The sequence below is a fragment of the Olsenella sp. AGMB03486 genome (assembly GCF_040884255.1).
GTDB classification, from domain to species: domain Bacteria; phylum Actinomycetota; class Coriobacteriia; order Coriobacteriales; family Atopobiaceae; genus Olsenella_L; species Olsenella_L kribbiana.
In genome coordinates, this window is record NZ_JBEVTM010000014.1 from 19,600 (window position 1) to 37,627 (window position 18,028).

General features: G+C 61.2%; 10 protein-coding genes and 2 tRNA genes. 1 reads left to right on the plus strand and 11 read right to left on the minus strand.

What is annotated here, in order from left to right; genetic code table 11:
• Window positions 1-8: 8 nt before the first annotated feature.
• The 8 genes from purB to ABVS03_RS07915 all read right to left on the minus strand — a co-directional run bounded on the left by purB (window position 9) and on the right by ABVS03_RS07915 (window position 7,848).
• Window positions 9-1,355: an adenylosuccinate lyase gene (gene purB, locus ABVS03_RS07880; protein WP_330972777.1), complete on the minus strand. Its 1,347-nt coding sequence runs from the start codon at window positions 1,353-1,355 to the stop codon at window positions 9-11.
• A gap of 123 nt (window positions 1,356-1,478) precedes the next feature.
• A complete protein-coding gene (argH, locus tag ABVS03_RS07885; RefSeq protein WP_368018678.1) occupies window positions 1,479-2,882 on the minus strand; it encodes an argininosuccinate lyase in 1,404 nt (467 codons plus the stop codon).
• A 226-nt stretch (window positions 2,883-3,108) separates the two neighbouring features.
• Window positions 3,109-4,338: an argininosuccinate synthase gene (locus ABVS03_RS07890; protein WP_330972775.1), complete on the minus strand. Its 1,230-nt coding sequence runs from the start codon at window positions 4,336-4,338 to the stop codon at window positions 3,109-3,111.
• 406 nt (window positions 4,339-4,744) lie between these two features.
• A complete protein-coding gene (locus ABVS03_RS07895; RefSeq protein ID WP_368018679.1) occupies window positions 4,745-5,635 on the minus strand; it encodes a hypothetical protein in 891 nt (296 codons plus the stop codon).
• 66 nt (window positions 5,636-5,701) lie between these two features.
• Window positions 5,702-5,777: transfer RNA gene (locus ABVS03_RS07900), tRNA-Lys, on the minus strand.
• Between the two features lie 117 nt (window positions 5,778-5,894).
• Entirely contained in the window at window positions 5,895-7,172 is a 1,278-nt protein-coding gene (locus tag ABVS03_RS07905; RefSeq protein WP_368018680.1) for an aminopeptidase, read from the minus strand.
• Between the two features lie 45 nt (window positions 7,173-7,217).
• A complete protein-coding gene (locus ABVS03_RS07910; RefSeq protein WP_330972772.1) occupies window positions 7,218-7,721 on the minus strand; it encodes a hypothetical protein in 504 nt (167 codons plus the stop codon).
• A 52-nt stretch (window positions 7,722-7,773) separates the two neighbouring features.
• Window positions 7,774-7,848: transfer RNA gene (locus tag ABVS03_RS07915), tRNA-Gly, on the minus strand.
• 404 nt (window positions 7,849-8,252) lie between these two features.
• Here ABVS03_RS07915 and ABVS03_RS07920 point away from each other — a divergent pair.
• Entirely contained in the window at window positions 8,253-11,135 is a 2,883-nt protein-coding gene (locus ABVS03_RS07920) for a VaFE repeat-containing surface-anchored protein (RefSeq protein WP_368018681.1), read from the plus strand.
• A 78-nt stretch (window positions 11,136-11,213) separates the two neighbouring features.
• Here ABVS03_RS07920 and ABVS03_RS07925 read toward each other — a convergent pair whose 3' ends face one another.
• The 3 genes from ABVS03_RS07925 to tnpA form a co-directional block, all read right to left on the minus strand.
• Window positions 11,214-16,082 carry a M28 family peptidase gene (locus tag ABVS03_RS07925; RefSeq protein ID WP_368018682.1) on the minus strand — a complete coding sequence of 1,623 codons (4,869 nt, stop codon included), beginning with the start codon at window positions 16,080-16,082 and terminating at the stop codon, window positions 11,214-11,216.
• A 256-nt stretch (window positions 16,083-16,338) separates the two neighbouring features.
• Entirely contained in the window at window positions 16,339-17,526 is a 1,188-nt protein-coding gene (locus ABVS03_RS07930; RefSeq protein ID WP_368018683.1) for an RNA-guided endonuclease TnpB family protein, read from the minus strand.
• A gap of 1 nt (window position 17,527) precedes the next feature.
• Window positions 17,528-17,926, minus strand: coding sequence for an IS200/IS605 family transposase (tnpA, locus tag ABVS03_RS07935; protein WP_330972791.1), 399 nt, complete (start codon window positions 17,924-17,926; stop codon window positions 17,528-17,530).
• Window positions 17,927-18,028: the final 102 nt, after the last annotated feature.

Sequence of the window (18,028 nt, forward strand, 5' to 3'; positions counted from 1 at the left end):
GGAACTCCTTATTCGAACTCGAGCTTCTCGAGGCGGTCGAAGACATAGTCGATCCTGCCGAGGAAGGACCAGGGATCGAAGATGTGATCGAGCTCCTCCTTGGAGAGCGTGCAGGCAGGATCGGCCAGGAGCTTCTCCTCGAAGGTCGTCCCCTGCTCGCACTGCTGCACCTCGTGCCAGGTAGCCATAGCGTTCGTCTGGACGATCTTGTAGGCATCCTCGCGGGTGATGCCGGTATCGACGAGGGCCAGGAGCACCTTCGATGAGTAGATGAGGCCACGGGTCTTGTTGAGGTTTGCCATCATCTGCTTCGGATAGAGGATGAGGCCGTCGACGATCCTGATGAGGCACTGGAACATGTGGTCAAGGGCGATGAAGGAGTCTGCCTGGGCGACACGCTCGGCAGAGGAGTGCGAGATGTCGCGCTCGTGCCAGAGGGCGACATTGTCGAAGGCGACCTGGGCATTGGCCTTCACGACACGGGAAAGGCCGCAGACCTTCTCCACCGTGATCGGGTTCCTCTTGTGCGGCATGGCAGAAGAGCCCTTCTGGCCCTTGCGGAACGGCTCCTCGGCCTCGAGGGTATCCGTGCGCTGGAGGTTCCTGATCTCTGTTGCGATGCGCTCGCAGGTGGCTGCGGTCGTGGCGAGCACGCCTGCAAGATAGGCGTGGTGGTCGCGGCTGATGACCTGCGTGGAGAGCGGGTCGGCGTTGAGGCCCAGGTGCTCGCAGACATACTGCTCGACCCTCGGGTCGATGGAGCTGTAGGTGCCCACAGCGCCGGAGATGGCACCGAAGGAGACATTCTTCTTTGCGTCCTTCAGGCGCTCATAGTCGCGGTAGAGCTCCCAGGCCCAGCTGCCGAACTTCATGCCGAAGGTCATGGGCTCGGCGTGGATGCCGTGGGTACGGCCGACGCAGAGCGTCTCCTTCTCCTCGAAGGCACGCCTCTTGCAGATCTCGCCGAGCTTCTTGCAGTCATCAAGCAGGATGTCGGTTGCCTGCACGAGCTGATAGCAGAGCGCCGTATCGCCGAGGTCGGAGCTTGTCATGCCGTAATGGACCCACCTCGACGGCTTCGGCTCCCCTTCCGGCACATCCTTGTCGATGTAGGAGCCCATGTTCGTCAGGAAGGCGATGACATCGTGGTTCGTGACAGCCTCGATTGCATCGACCTCTTCCTTGTTGAAGTCAGCATGGTCGCGGATCCACTTGGCCTCTTCCTTCGTTATGCCGGACTCTCCGATCTCGGCATGCGCCTCGCAGGCCAGGACTTCGATCTCCTGCCAGATGGCATACTTGTTCTCGAGGGAGAAGATATGTCCCATCTCGGGGCGGGTATAGCGGTCAATCATGGGAATCCTTTCTGTGAACCAGAGCAGGCAAGCCCTGCATTCTCGCTTTCCTCATGATAGCGCCTGCGCATCCCCTCTCAGAAGGAAGACGCAGGCGCTACAAGAACGACTCATGGAATATGGCTACCTGGCCTCTTGCGGCAGCTTCTCCTTGTCGGCAGCAAGGCGTGCCGCTGCCTCCTCGAGCTGTGCGGCCACGGCCTTCTTGCCGGTGCCGCCGTAGGTGTTCCTTGCATAGGCAATGGCCGCAGGGTCGAGGTCGCGTGCGATGTCGTCCTCGAAAAGCGGGCTTGCTGCCTTGAATTCTGCAGCCGCGAGGTCTTCCAGGCCCTTGCCATGCTGCTCGCAATAGAGCACGAGCTCGCCCACGATGCGGTGTGCCTCGCGGAACGGCACGCCCTTCTTTGCGAGGTAGTCGGCCACATCGGTAGCGGCAGTGAAGCCCTTACCTGCCTCGTCGAGCATCCTGTCCTTGTTCACCTGCATGGTCTCGAGCATGCCGGAAGCGATCTGCATGCAGTCAGAGAGCGTCTTTGCGGCATCGAGCGGACCTTCCTTGCACTCCTGGAGGTCCTTGTTGTAGGCAAGCGGGAGTCCCTTCATCGTCGTGAGAAGGGCCATGAGGTCGCCCAAGACGCGGCCGCACTTTCCACGGGTAAGCTCGGCGAAGTCGGGATTCTTCTTCTGCGGCATGATCGAGGAGCCCGTGGAGTAGGAATCGGAGAGCGTGATGAAGCCGAACTCAGTCGAGCTCCAGAGCACGATCTCTTCGCAGAGACGGGAGAGATGCATCATCGAGACGGAGCAGGCGTACTCGAGATCGAGCAGATAGTCCCTGTCAGAAACTGCATCGAGCGAGTTCGGAATCGTCGTGGCAAAGCCCAGGAGCTCCGAGGTATAGGCACGGTCGAGGGGATACGTCGTGCCCGCAAGGGCGGCAGCACCGAGCGGATTGGCGTCCGCTCCGTCATAGGCAGCCTCAAGGCGCACATAGTCGCGGCCAAACATCCAGAAGTAGGCCAGAAGATGGTGAGAGAGCTGGACGGGCTGTGCATGCTGGAGATGCGTGTATCCCGGAAGCACGATGCCCTCATACTTCTTTGCAAGATCCAGAAGCACACCCCTGAGCTCGAGGTTTCCCTGCATGAGATCGCGGGAGAGGTCCTTCGCAAGAAGGCGGATATCGACAGCCACCTGGTCGTTCCTCGAGCGCCCGGTATGGAGACGCGCCCCCGGGGCTCCCACCATCTTCGTGAGCTTCGACTCGACCGCCATGTGGATGTCTTCGTCGTTCACATCCCACTCGAAGGTGCCGTCCTTGATTTCGCCTGCAATCTTCTCGAGGCCGGCATCGATTGCCTTCTGGTCCTCATCCGAGATGATGCCCTGGCGGGCAAGCATCTTCGCATGGGCACGCGATGCCCTGATATCCTGCTGCGCCATCGCCTTGTCCACCTCGAGCGATGCACCGAATTCCTGCGTGAAGGCATCGACGCCCTTCTCGAACCTGCCACCCCAGAGAGCCATGGATGAGCTCCTCCCTCTTCTTCTGTCGACACTTCAAGTATGCCACGGAGCTGCCTTGCAGCGGACCTTCTGCACCACTTATGAGAAGGCTGGCAACATGCCGGAAGCACAAATGGCTGTGCGCATCTCGCACAATCGAGCCCGCAGCTCGCCGAGACGAAAGTGCCGCTGCCGGGCATGCCCTGGCAGCGGCACCGAGTCGCGCTATGAGGCGAGCGCCAGAAAGCTACTCGCCGTCCTGGAGGCCAGAGCCCGGGCCCTGGACACGGGACCAGGTCTTCGACTGCAGGCCGTGGATGATGATGAAGCCCTTGGATGCGGTGTGATCGAAGGTGTCGCCCTCATCGTAGGTAGCCAGGTTGTAGTCATAGAGGCTGTACGGCGAACGCAGGCCGTCGACGAAGAGGCCGCCCTTGCAGAGCTTGATGCGGACCTCGCCCGTCACATACTGCTGCGTGTAGGCATTGTAGGCATCGATTGCCTTGCGGTTCTGGGAGTACCAGAGGCCACGATAGACCGTGGAGGCCCACTCGACATCGAGCTTTGCCTTCTGCTTCAGCGTCTCGGCGTCGAGGCAGAGGGTCTCGAGGGACTGGTGTGCCTGGATGAGGAGAAGCGCTGCCGGGCACTCATAGCACTCACGGCTCTTGATGCCGACAACACGGTCCTCGATCATATCGATGCGGCCAAAGCCGTTGCGGCCGGCAATCTCGTTTGCCTTGATGATGCAGTCGAGAAGAGACATCTTCTCGCCGTTGATCGAGACGGGCACGCCCTTCTCGAAGCCGATGACGACGGTCTCAGGATCTGCAGGGCAGTCCTCCGGGTTCTTTGTCATCGTCCAGATGTCCGCAGGCGGCTGGTTCCAGGTGTCCTCGAGGACACCGCACTCGATAGCGCGGCCCCAGAGGTTGTCGTCGATGGAGTACGGCTTCTTGTGGGTCGTAGGCACGGGCACGCCGTGGGCAGCTGCCCACTCCATCTCGGAGTCGCGGGTCGTGAGGTCCCACTCACGGACAGGAGCGATGATTTCGAGCGTGGGGTCGAGGGCACGGATGCTTGTCTCGAAACGGACCTGGTCATTGCCCTTGCCGGTGCAGCCGTGGGCGATGTACTTTGCGCCGTACTTGTGGGCAATCTCGACGAGATGCTTGGAGATGATGGGGCGGGAGAGTGCGGAAAGCAGCGGGTAGATGCCCTCGTACTTGCCGTTTGCCCAGATGGCCTTCGACAGGATCGTCTCTGCGTACTCCTCGCGCATATCGATGGCCTCAGAGGCGATGGCGCCCATATCGAGTGCCTTCTGCTTGATCCAGGAAAGGTCCTTCTCGTCCTGGCCGACGTTGCCGCAGATTGCGATGACGTCCATGTTCTTCTCTATCTGCAGCCACTTGACGATGACGGAAGTATCGAGTCCGCCCGAGTATGCAAGTACGACCTTCTCTTTTTCTGCCATGATTTCCAGCTCCTCAATTCAATTGAATGGCAAACAGAACGGTTCTGGCACATAAGCCAGGGCGCTTGTATATCTCATCAGGCATTTTCGCGCCAAAAATGCCCGGCGATGCCGGGCGAAGTCAGGTTTAAGCTTTGGAAAATCGCTTAAGCGGGACTGCCACCACGTGTCATCGCAGCGTGATTCGTCGTCCCTGACGTCGGCAGGCCACCTCGTTCGCATCGAACATGTTCCTATGTGCGAACGTACGCTTCATTGCGTGGCCTCCTCATAAGCGAGTGGCGCAGGCATCGTGCCTGCGGCTGCAGCTTGCACACCCTCTGTGTGCTGTTGAGCTGAACTATAGGACAATGCACCCCGCGGAAGTCCCGCGAGGTGCATTTGCCATCAGATTGAAACACAATGATTACGAAAGGCCCGCCGCAGAGAGGGCAGATGCCAGAAGCGAAGCGGCGTCGGATGCCGCAGATACCGCGCTGTTGAGCGTCTGCAGATTCGAGTCGACCGCAGAAAGGCTGCTCTCGAGCTTCGTCTGCAGGTCGCGCAAGGCATCGATATGCGAGGAAGGAGCAGAGGCAATCTCGCTTCTCCCCTCCTCGAGGATCGTCTGCGCGCTCTCGAGGCTTGCAGCAAGGTCGGACGCTGCCTGGATGCGGTCCTCAGCTGTTGCATCGGTGGCTGTCGCCTTGTCGTATTCTGCCAGGACCGGCTGGAGGGCCTGCGTATTGACCTTCTCCATCGCGCTCACCATGGTCTTGGCCGAGGTGACGTCGGTCCCGATATAGGGAACCTTCTCGACAAGCGACCAGATCCATTCGTCGGACTCGGACGAGAGCTCGTCCATATCGGAGGCAAGGCTCGAAAGGGCGCTTCTTGCACCCGTGAGGTCTCCTGCAGAGGCAGCCGTCTCGAGCTGCGTCGCCGAAGCCTCGGCAGATCCCACTGTCTTCGAGATCCTTATCATGCTCTCTGCCGCAAAGCCTGCAAGGACCAGCACGGCAACAAGGAGCAGAAGGAAGATGTTGCGGATTGGATGGTGCTTCTTTCGGCGGCTGTCGGGGACGTTCACCTGGCGCGGCTCATAGGGAGAGATCGGCTTGTAGCCGACGGCGTGGTTCAGGGGCTCTGCCACAGGGGCATGCGGTGCGGTCGTGCCGGGAGCCGTGCCTTGAGGAGCTGCGCTTCTGGCAGCCTTCCCTGCCGGTGCCACCTGGGTCTTGTCTGTGTCGTCTTCTGCTGCATCCTCTTTGGCTGCAGCCTTCTTCATGTGCTTCGATACGTGCTGCGTTTCTGCCACGGTGGTCCTCCTCGGATACCAAAAAAGGCAGGCGGAGGCATAGCCTCTACCTGCCTGCATTTCAAGTGGTGCACCGTGAGGGTCTCGAACCCTCGACCTTGGGATTAAAAGTCCCCTGCTCTACCAGCTGAGCTAACGGTGCAGGCTTCTGTGGCATCTGCGAGCTCCATTGTACCGGCATGAGGCTTGCCGCCGGCACCCAATTCGGCAATTGGGCTGCTTCCAGATGCGTCGTCCTATCCTATCACCAAAGAGGCTGCTACTCCCAGGCCCATTGACCATTCACAAAGATGGGAATCTCTTCGCCCGATGCCGTAATGCCGGTGATATCCATGTCCTCCGTGCCGATCATGAAATCGACGTGGGTATGGCTCTGGTTCACGCCGGCATCGAGGAGCTCCTGCTCGGACATCGAGAAGCCGCCTTCGTAGCACTCCGGGAAGCCGATGCCGAGCGCCAGATGGCAGGAGGCATTCTCGTCGTAGAGCGTGTCATAGAAGAGGATGCCCGACTCCCTGATCGGCGTGTTCTTGCTGATGAGGGCGCACTCTCCGAGCCGGCAGGCATTCTCGTCTATCTCGAGGATATGCTTCAGCACATCCTTGCCCTGCGCTGCGTCATACTCCACGACCTTGCCGCCCTCGAAGCGGAACCAGAAGTCGCGGACGACCGATCCAGCATGCACCAGCGGCAGCGCCGAATGCACGATGCCGTCAACCCTCATGCGGTCAGGCGAGGTGAAGACCTCTTCGGTCGGGATGTTCGGGAAATAGGGCAGGCCCTTGACCGTACGGGCTGCACCGCCCTCCCAGATATGGCGGGGAGTCATGCCGACCGTGAGATCGGTGCCATTCTGCGAGCGGTAGTGCAGGCGGTCGAAATGATGCTCGTTCAGGAAGCGCTTGTTCTTCTCGAAAGCCGCATTGTGCGTCTCCCAGGCTTCGCGCGGATCTTCGCCCGAAGCGCGGCTCACCTGAAGGATTGCCTCCCAGAGACGATAGGTTGCCTCGTTCTCGCTGAGGTCGGGGAAGACCTTGTGCGCCCAGGATGCGATCGGGGCACCAGCGATGCACCAGGTGTTCCTGCCGAAGTCCATCCCGTCATGGAATGCCTTGAGCTCGATATGGGCGGCACGCGATGCGGCGGCAGGCTTTGCCGGATCGATGCCCTTGAAGGCTTCGGGATCCTGGCCTTCGATGAAGAGGAAGGCAGCACCTGCCTCGGCAAGGGTGTTCAGCTGCTCCTTCTTCCAGGACGGGACATGCTCGAACCAGTCGAGTCCGACATGCTCGTATTCGAGACGCTTCGTCTCATCGTCTGCCCAGAGGACTGTCACATGGGAAGCGCCGCACTCATAGGCTGTAGCCACAAGCTGCCGGCAGAAGTCGGCACGCTCGATCGGGCACTCGACCACGAGCTCCTGGCCTTTCTGGAGGTTCACGCCCTGCTGGACAAGCAGCTTGGCATAGCGGGCAATCTGGGGCTGGAGGCGGCGCATGCCAGCGACGCACTCCTCATCCGTCATAGGTAGCGGCATAGAAGCACCTTTTCTGTTGAAGCTTTTATATTGTGTCTCCAGGTCCTAGATGGAGAAGAGCCTGGAGTCTCTCTCACCGTCTTCTTTACCCATGCAGAACGTCACCGCGACACACAAATCGCGGGCCAGAAGATTCGCATCATCCATATCGGACTTCGGGAAGACGATGACCTTGCGCCAGAAGGTCCTGTTCCTCGCCATGAGCGCGGAGCTCTTCCAGAACTGGTCGTAGCTCGAGCGCAAGACGCCGCGCTTCTGGTACCAGTCCGCGACATCGCGGGCATCATACTCCTTCAGGAAGGCCTTGACCTCGGAGTTGCTGGCAAGGGGGTAGTCAGGAATGACGAAGCCCTCGTGGCGGGCAACCTCCCAGACGAGCATCTCAGCCGATTCGAAGTAGTCGAGGTCGTCGCGGCAGATCTCCTGCGCAAGCTTGAGGAGCGCTTCGGGCTTCACCTGCTGCGGCAGATCGAGCTTGCCGGAGTCGTCGATCCATGACTCGACAGCCTCGACGAAGTCCTTGCCGAGATTCACCAACATCCTCGCCACGAGATGCCTCCGTTTTACGAAAAAGGCCCTCGAAAGGGCCCGTCAGTAGCTCTGGAGCGGGCAACGGGATTCGAACCCGCGGATGACGGCTTGGGAAGCCGTTGCCTTACCACTTGGCGATGCCCGCATGTGCTGGATGAATGATAGCACAGCCATCTCGGGCCGGCCACTCCGAAAAGCGGACGCAAGGCAGCCAGAAAGCTCCTCGGAGGAGATTGGATGGAGGGCGCACCTGGGCAGGAGAAAGACATCCTTTCTTGTCAGACGTCCTGCCTGCGAGCTCATCTGCTCCCGTCAGAGACCTGCGACATCCCTGCCTTCTCAGGCATGCATTCCTGCAAGACGTGCCCGCTACGCTTTCCGCTCCCCGGAACAGCCGAGCGGAAGGAGATAGCTGTGCACAGGAACAGACAAAGGCCCCATCCGGAAGTGCCAGAAACGCAGAACAGAGAGACGGGATGGCTCCGCAGGTCCAGGACACGTGCAAGAGGGACCGGACATGCAGGGAGGCGGCAGCTTGTACGCACTGCCATGCTCGCGGCCTGCCTTGCTATGGCAGCCCTCGTGATCGGGCTCATGAATCCGAAGGCAGCCAAGGCCTATTCCGGAAGCGTCACCTGGAATTATGACCCGACGAACCTGATCACCGATTTCTATGGCTCGGACGGCAGCCGCGGCTACTGTGCGCAGGCCGAGAAGGCAGGGCCTCAAGGCACCTATACGGAGTGGCATTGGGTAAGCGAGATGGACTCGGGGACGCTCCGAGGAGATCCGCATGGCCTCTCCTGGCTCATTGCCCAATGCTACCCTCTGAACAGCACCTTCAGCGGCCAGACGCTCGATGCGAAGGGCGCAGCCACGGTCTCGCAGGCAGCGATCTGGATGTATCAGGGCGACCTCACGAAGGACCGCTATGAGGAAAGACGTGGCCTTACTGTCAACAGCTGCACGCAGGAGCAGGCAGACCTCGCCTGGGCGCTTGCGCAGGAAGCACATACACATGACGGGGAAGCAGGCAGCTGGGACCATGTCGCGAAGTTCTGGGTCTCGCCCAATGGCGGAAGGCAGAACATCATCGCAATCCCGCCCTATGGATCGCTTGCTGTCACGAAGCAGAGTGCAGAGACGCTCGTCTCGGTCTCCGGCACCGGCTATTCGCTCGAAGGAGCGGAATTCGGCCTCTATCTCGACCAGGCCTGCACGCAGGAGGTCGAGAGCTTCACGACCGACGCCGAAGGCAATGGCAAGACTGGCCTTGTCGCCGAAGGCATGTACTACTTGAAGGAGAAGAAGGCACCGAAGGGCTTCCTCGTGAGCCAGGATGTCCTCGAGATCGCAATGACAGGAGGCCAGGAGATCCATACCGAGGTTCCTGAGCAGCCCCGCTACAGCGTGCCCGACATCCTGATAAAGAAGCAGGATGCAGAGACGGGAGGGAAGGCTGAAGGCGACGCCACCTTCGAAGGCGCCGAGTTCACGGCAACGTTCTATCCGGAAGGGACCGATACCTCTGGCACACCGGAGCGGACCTGGACCATCCGCTGCGATGCGGACGGCACAGCAAGGCTCGATGATGCCCACAAGGTTTCAGGCGATGACTGGTACAGAAAGCAGGATGGCACCATCGTCCTTCCTCTCGGCACGCTCGTCGTCGAGGAGACGAAGGCACCTTCAGGCTACCGTCTTCCCGGAAACAGCCGCCAGGAGTTCAGGATTGCGGCAGACGATTCTGCTCCGACAGGTGCCACCATACTCCAGCCAGCTACCGTCGAGGAAGAGGTCATGCGTGGCGGCATTGCTGTCCAGAAGGTCGATGCCGAATCGAAGAGCGCCTCTCCCAAGGGCAAGGCGGTACTTTCTGGCGCTGTCTTCGAGATCGTGAATGCAAGCAGGCATGCGGTCGTCGTCGGAGGCACGAGCTATGCCCCGGGCAAGGCGGTCACCACGATCGAGACCGACAGCACGGGACGCGCTGCCACGGCAGCGGATGCCCTCCCCTTCGGCACCTATACCGTGCATGAGACAAAGGCACCTGAGGGCTATCTTCTCAACAGCGACTGGAAAAAGACCGTCTCCATCACCGAGGACGGCAAGATCATGGAGCTTCAAGGAGACGATGCCTGCGCAGACCAGGGCAAGCGAGGCGACCTCTCGTTCGTGAAGGAGGATGGCACGACCTCGGCGAGGATGGCCGATATCCCCTTCAAGATCACATCCAAGACGACAGGAGAATGGCATATCGCCGTGACCGATGCCAATGGCATCCTCGATACCGCGGCTGCCCAGTACCCGCATACCCAGAGCACGAATGCCAACGATGCAGCCGTGAAGGATGACGGAACATTCGACGATACGAAGATCGTACGCGATGCCGGCATCTGGTTCGCTGGCACGAAGTATGGATCCTCCGATCCTGATGACAGCAAGGGGGCACTCCCCTACGACGTCTATACGATCGAAGAGCTCTCCTCTCCCGCCAACGCAGGCAAGAAGCTCGTAAGCTTCGAGGCAACGATCACGCGCGATGCCTTCGGCGTGCATCTTGGCACCGTCACGAACGAAGAGGGTCCGCATATCGAGACGACACTCACAGATGAGGAGGGCGAGCACATCGTGCCGGCAACGGACGAGACCTTCACGCTCGTCGATACGGTCGCCTATGCAAACCTCGAGCCCGGCAAGACCTATGAGCTCACCGGCACCCTCATGGACCACGACACCGGAGAGGCGCTGCCCTATGCAGAGCCTGTCACGACGAGCTTCACGCCAGCCTCCGAGAGCGGCACGACGGAGGTCACCTTCACCGTCACAGGCCTTCCCTCGAGCGTGAAGCGCATTGTCGCCTTCGAAAGCCTCAGGGAAGAAGGCAAGGAGATTGCCGTGCACGCTGACATAGAGGACGAGGGGCAGAGCGTGCGCTTCTCCGAACTCCACACGACGGCAGCCGAAAGCGGATCCGGCAGCCATACGCTCAAGGCAGCCGATGCCGCAGAGCTCACCGATACCGTCTCCTACACGGGACTCATCCCGAACGAGACCTACACGCTCACCGCAACGCTCCACGTCGTCGACAGCAAGGGGAATGATGGAGGGGCGCTTTTGAACTCCGCCGCCGAGACCATCACGTTCACGAAGGACTTCGTGACCGAATCCGAAGATGGTACGGTCGATGTGCCGATAGAGTTCAATGCACAGAACCTCGCAGGCACAAAGATCGTCGTCTTCGAGGAGCTCACGCACAAGGGGCATGTCGTCGGAAAGCATGAAGACATCCACGACGAGGGCCAGACAGTCGTCTTCGAGGAAACGGGCGTGCCTGACACGAGCGACACTTCCTCTGTTGCCTGGGGAGCCTTTGCCCTGGCGGGCATCGCAGCGCTTGTCGGAGGCATCTGGGTCCGCTCGAGGCACTAGCAGCTATAAGACATGCGTCATGAGAGAAGGCGGCCAGGAAATCCTGGCCGCCTTCTTCGTGTCTCTTCAGCGCATGCATCAGGACTGGCGGATGAGCTCTGTCACCATCTCGACGATATCTGCCACCTGGTCGCCGTTCACGTTCTCCGGAACATCGTCGAGCGTGTGGGAGAAGGCCGGCAGGCCATTCTCGTCCATGCCCATGATAGTGACGGAGCGGATATGGCGACGGAGCGCGGTGGTCGCATCGGTCTCGTCGATGCTGTAGCGGGCCCTGCCAAGCGGGAGGCCGAAGTCCTGTGCGATGTTCTGGAACATGCGCACGAGACGGCGGTCGGCGCGCTTCGGATTGTCATGGCCCTCTTCCACAAGCACGGTCGGGTCTCCTGCGCCGACGCAGTCAAGATCGATCAGGAAGGCGCCGCGGATATCCTGCTTGTGGGCATCGAGGAAGGCCTTGATGCCGGCATGGTCGAGCTCGGAGGCACCTGTTGCGACGAACCAGATGTCGTGGCTGATGAGGTCCTCGTCGTTCATGGAAAGGACCGCGTCACGGAGCTCCTCTTCGGAGACCTGCTGGCTCCGTGCTGCCGCTTCCTGCTCTGCAGCCTGAGCCCTGGCCTCTGCTTCGGCCTGGGCTTGGGCAGCTGCATCCGCTGCTGCCTGCACACGCACGGCTTCTGCTCTTTCAGGATCGAGCTCATAGCCATGGGACTCCGGACCATCATCCGCAAGATCGAGCTGCGGGAGACGCAGCTCGTCCTTCGGCGTAGCGCCGCCCTTCCAGCCATGGTTCGAGCCATGGTGAGGACGGGCATCGGTGCTGCCGTGGATGCCGGTCTCATGGTCTTCGCGGACAGGAGCCTCGGTGAAGTGGCGACCCTTCCCGCCATGGCGGCCGAAGTGATGATGCTTCTTCTCCTGATGCGACTCTTTCGCGATGCGGTCGAGCGACTCCGGCGTGATCACATCGAATGTCCCCTGTTCTGGCTTCTTCGGCATGGATTGCTGTCCTTCGGGTATCTGCATGGGCTGGCTGGCGATGCTTCCGGATCCGAACGGATCGATCGAGTGCTGCGAGGGATCGGGAAGGTCGTTCAGGATGACGCGGCGGGCCATCTGGGAGATGGCAGGCTTGAAGCTTGTCTTGCCCCACTCGGGATCGTCCGGCATCTGAGGCTTCTCGCGGGGTGCCGGCTCAGGCTCTTCCATATCCTCAGCTTCCGTGACGACGCCAGAGAGATCCTTCGGCGCGATGTCAGGATCTTCGGGTGCCACATCGTCCATATCGAGCTGGAAGTTCTGGGGCAGCACAGGAGCATCCGTCTCCTCCGCCTCAGAGGTCTCTTCTGCAGGAGCAGCTGCCTCTTCGGCAGGCTCAGAAGCGGGCTCTTCGGATTCAGCCGCAGCGGCATCTTCCTCTGCAACCGGAGCTGCAGGCGCTGGCTCTTCTTCGCTCACCTCAGGTTCAGGCACAGAAACGGGCATGGCAGCGGTGTCGCCCGCTGCGTCTTCCGGCTCTGCAGCTTCTTCCTCGATCGGAGCAGGCGCAGCCTCTGCTTCCGGCTCTGCCTCCTGGACAGGTGCGGGCTCTTCTGCAGGGAGCACAGGCTCAGGCTCCGGCTCTGCTTCGGAAGCCTCTTCTGCTTCAGGCTGAGGCGTCTCTGCAGGCTCCGCCTCAGGTTCGGAAACGGCTGCCGGCTCAGATTCTGGCTCTGGCTCGTATGTCTCCTCAGGCTCCTCTTCAGAGACTGCTTCTGACTCCGGCTCCGGTGCGGATTCAGATTCCGCTTCGGCTTCGGGGACTGGCTCTGTGGCGGCAGCCTCCTCAGGCTGTTCGGCCTCTTCAGGTTCCGGTTCCTCGACAGGCTCTGGCTCCTCTTCGATGACCTCTATCGCCTCGGCGTCCATGACGGAAGGATAGAGGGGTCGGGGCGCCTTGGGCAGATAATCCATCTCATCGGGTGCAGAGGGATCTTCCTCTGCATCTTCCTGCCGCTCAGCCGCGGGCTCTTCCTTATGAGTCTCTGCTTCGGGTTCGCTCTCTTCGGCAGCAGCCTCCTCCGGATGGCCTTCGGGCTCTTCGTTCACGATCGGAGCGGCATCGGATGCATCGGACTGCGACGCTGCATCTTCAGGAGCAGCTTCCCCATCATCTTCAGGAACAGAAGCCTCAGGCTCTGCCGGCATCTCTTCTGCCTCAGCAGGTTCAGGCTCGAATGCCGGTGCAGATGGCTCGGGCTCAGATTCCAGTGCCGCAGGCTCATCCTCTTCCGGCTGGACAGGCACTTCTTCAGGAGGGGCTGCCTGAGGCTCTTCGGCCTCCTCCTCGGTATCGGCCTCGGACGTCTCAGCCGTCTCCTCTTCAGGAGCGTAGTCAGAAAGCGCCTCTTCTTCTGCCTCCTCTTCTATCTCTTCGAAGACAGCATCGACAGGCGTTGACTTGGATATATGTGCGAAGGGGTCCTCTTCCCACGAAGCGTGGACGGGCTCTTCGCTCTCAGGCTCAGACACGCTCTCCTCAGCCACAGGCTCGGCTGGCTCGGGAACCTCAGAAGCATCCTCTTCAGGAGATGAGACATCCTTTATGTCGGCGAGATCGACAGCCGGCGTGATGTCTGCAAGGTGCTTGCCGAGATTGCGCGGAGCAGGAGTTTCGGGCTCTGGTGCAGCTGCCTCTTCGGCGGCAGGTGCATAGTCCTTCGCCTGAGGCATGGTGTCGAGAGAGGCAAGCGCTGCCATGACAGCAGAATCATCGGGGCCAGGCTTTGCCGGTGCGGGCTCTGGCTCCTGTGCAGCAGGAGCAGCGGGCGCTTCCGAAGGGGCCGGTGCATGGTCTGTGCCCAGGCCCTGTGCTGCCTGTATCTCTTCGGCGAAGATGGAATCGACATAGGATGCTATGTCTTCGGAGCGGTGTGCCAGATACTCGGCTTCATCCGCATGTGCCGGAGCCGGAGCAGGCTCTGCAGCAGCTGGTGCCTCAGGCTCTGCCGGGACAGCCGCCTCTGGTTCGGGCTCGACAGGAGCCGGAGCCTCAGCCGTCTCCTGCACAGGCGTGGCAGGCTCGGGTTCGGAAGGCTCGCCTTCGTTTTTCGGTTCGCTCAGGGAAGCGGGAGCCGCAACCGCTTCCTCTTCGGCAGGAGCAGCCGTCTCATCGTCTGCCTCTTCAGGAGCGGGCTCTTCTGCAGCAGCAGGCTCCTCCGCCGGGGCTGGTGCTTCCGGCTCAGGTGCCTCTATATTCTCTTCCTCAGGGGTGTCGCCCGTCTCGGGCTCCGCAAGCGGAACGTCGCCGTCTCCGCTCTCCCCTTCCTCATCCTTCTTCTCGCCTGCATCGGAAGCTTCGCTTCTCGGCCTTGGCTCGCCGACAGACGTTGCTGCCGAGGGCGGTTCGTCCGGTGCCATGCCGGCAGGCGTCACCGTATCGATTGGCTCCCACTCGGCATCCATGACCTTCGGCCAGAGGCGCTTCTGGCGGTCTGCGAAGGTCTGCCCCTGATAGGGGCTCTCTTCGGACTCGGCAGGCTTGTAGACGCTCTCGGTCTCGATTGGCGCCTGGACAGGCGTCTCGCCGAGATCTTCCGGCAGCCTCTCGAAGGTCGTCGTTGCCTCGTCGTCTTCCGGCTCTTCGGAAGCAGGTGCCTCTTCAGCAGCAGGAGCTTCCTCTTCCTTCGGACGGACAAGTGTCTTGTCTGCAGCATCTTCATCGGCAGGTTCAGGCTTCGGCTCTTCGTCGTCGTAGCCCTTATCGCTCTCGAGCGAATGGCGGACACGGCTGAAGAGGCCTCCGATCGAAGGCTTCTTCAGTGTCTTGTCGGCAGGCTTCTCCTCTTCTGCAGGAGCCCCAGCCTTCTCAGGCTCGGCCTCGGCGGCCTCCGGTGCCGGAGCAGCTGCTGCCTCTTCGGGCACTGCCTCATTGCTTTCAGGCTCTGTGGAAGCAGGTGTCTCGGCGGTCTCTTCCTTCTGTTCCTTCGGCTCGAGCTCAACATGCGGATCCTCGTAGACAATCGGGCAGCCTGCAGGAAGCATGCCCAGCGCCTCGATGGTCACCTTGCCATGCCTCTTGTAGCGGGCAAGGCGCTCCGCTTCGGCCTTGGCCTTCGCCTCTGCCTCGGCGGCAGCGGCTGCTGCCTCCTCCTCTTCGCGGGCTCGGCGTGCTGCCTCGCGCGCACGCTCCTCTTCCTCCTGCTGCAGGCGCACAGCCTCTGCGTCGAGTGCGACATCTGCGCCAGGACGGACATTGTTGAGGATGGAGAGGAGAGCTGCGACAGCAGCCTTGTTGTCATTCGCGCCATCCGTGCAGTCGCCGAAGCGGGTTGCGATATCGGAGATAGCAAGAAGGGCAGGGACCAGGGCGGCGAGGATGCCAAGGAACCAGAAGACCCTTCTCACAACAGGCGGAAGGAAGCCGAGGAGCTGCACGAAGGAGGCGATCGCAACGCCGTAGAGGCAATAGACGCGGATAGCATAGGCACGGGCATAGAAGCGTGCCATCCCCTTGTTCGCAACCATCGGGTTGACACGCGGCGTGTCATAGTGGGCGACGATGATGATGGGACGGTTGCCCTTCATGACCTTGGAGCCGGTCTGGGCATGGAAGGCGACGACATTCTGGCTCTGGACGACAGGGCCCATCTTCGCAAACGGCGTGCGCCCTGCATGGATCATGAGGAGCAGGACAGCGCAGGCGATTGCGACAACGACACCGACAAAGCCGATGATGCCGCCGAAGCCTGCAAAGATGAGGCCGAGGAGCATGGCAAGAGTGACGACCGACTTTGCGGTCTGGGCTCCTGTCGGCGTGCTGAATTCCTCGATCTCAGGGTTCACCCCATGGTCTGCCATGACCTCAGAGATGGTCTGGGCAGCCTGCAGCTCCTCCTGGCTGTTAGCCGGCGCGATGCCTATCTGCTCATCCAGGTAGTTCAGATATTCGTGCGTCTTGGACATATGTATGCTCCACCTGCCATGCGGGTCATATCAAAACGAAACAGTCAGATTGAGTATACGTCTAGCATTCCCGCTTTTCCCGACGCAGCACCGTACAAGAGAAAAACGGTATCGCTGCATGTACCCCAAAGACCATGAAAGCAGGGCTCATCCGTACCAAGAGAGGGCCTTTGCCTTGACACTCCCCACGGATAAATCCGGGGGATTCTCGCTTCGTCGCAGATAGCCTTCCTTCCCCTTGCGGGGGAGGCGGGTCTTACGCCTGCTCCACGAGCGTTCCGGTCGCATCCGCGCCCGAGGTTCCCGCAAGCCCTGCGGTACCTTCCGATAGCATCCTCGCACCTTCTGCCGCGATGTTGGCCGCCGCGTTCACGTCGCGGTCGTGGCGCGTCCCGCACGCCGGGCACTCCCACGAGCGAATCGAGAGCGGCAGCTCCCCGAGCACATACCCGCACGCCGAGCAGGTCTTGCTCGACGGGTACCAGCGCGACACCTTGACAAATGTCCGCCCGTGCCAGGCGCACTTGTACCCGAGCTGCCTGATCATCTCCGACATCGAGGCGTCGGCCACCGCCTTCGCGAGGTGGCGGTTTCGCTCCATGCCCCGCACGCCCAGGTCCTCCACGGCGACCGCTTGGCTCTCGCGGACTATCCTCGTGGCGGCCTTGTGCAGGGCGTCCTTGCGCTGGTCGGCTATCCTCTCGTGCACGCGGGCGACCTTGATGCGCTGCTTGGCGCGCCTCTTGGATCCCTTTCTCTTGCGGGAGAGGCGGCGCTGCTCGCGGGCGAGCTTGGCCTCCGATCTAGCGAGCGCCTTCGGGTTGGCGACCTTCTCGCCCGTGCTGAGCGCGGCGAGGCTGGCAACGCCCGCGTCTACGCCCATCACGGGCACCGCTCCCTCCGGCATCGGGGCCACGGGCGCGTCAGCGACCGAGAGCACGCAGAAGTACTTGCCGGACGGGACGCGCTTCACGGTGGCTGACAGGATGCGGCCCTCGACAGGCCTGCTCACCCGTGCCTTCACCAGCCCGAGCTTCGGGAGCTTCACATGGCGGGCATCCGGAACTGCGACGTTGCCGCCGACGCGCTTCGAGCGGTAACTCTGCCGCACATCCCGCTTCGATTTGAACCGCGGATATCCGGGCGCGCCGCCCGTCTTGCAACGACGGAAGAAGTTGTCGTAGGCGCGCGACAGGTCTTGCACCGCGCTTTGCAGAGCCGTCGAATCGGCTTCCTTGAGCCATGGGAACTCGGCCTTCCAGCCGGGCAGCATCTTGTCGAGCCGCCACCTTGTCGGCGACTTGCCCGTCTCCCCGTAGGCGTCCCTGCACGTCTCGAGGCACTTGTTGTAGACCCACCGCACAGCTCCGAACGTGCGCTCTATCTGCGCGCGCTGGGAAGCGCTGGGGTAGATCCTGACCTCGTATGCCATCGAGACGCCCAAGCTAGATCCTCTTCTGGCTTTCGATGTACTGCTTCACGATGGAAAGCGGCGCGCCGCCGACGGTGGAGACGAAATAGCTGTTCGTCCACAGCGACGGTATGCGCTTCTTGAGCCAAGGGAACTCCTCGCGAAGGTCGTGGCTCGTCCTGCCCTTGATGCGCTTGACGGCCTTGTGGATCCCCAGCTGCGGGTCGACCTCCAGGAGCATGTGCACGTGGTCGGGCATGACCTCCATCTCGATTATCTCGAAGCGCATCTCGTCGGCAACCTGCCGGGCGATCTCCTTGAAGCGCTCGTCCACGCCGTCCACGAGCACGCGCCTGCGGTACTTCGGGCAGAAGACCACGTGGTACTTGCAGCTGTAGACGACGTTTCTGTTGCTCTTGTACTCCATGAGCAGAGTATACCACGTGCAGCTGTCTAACAATCCGGCTTCGCCGGACGCGCCTTATATCCCCACGGTTCAAACCAGGGGCTTTACGACGTGATTTGGTAAGCTAAT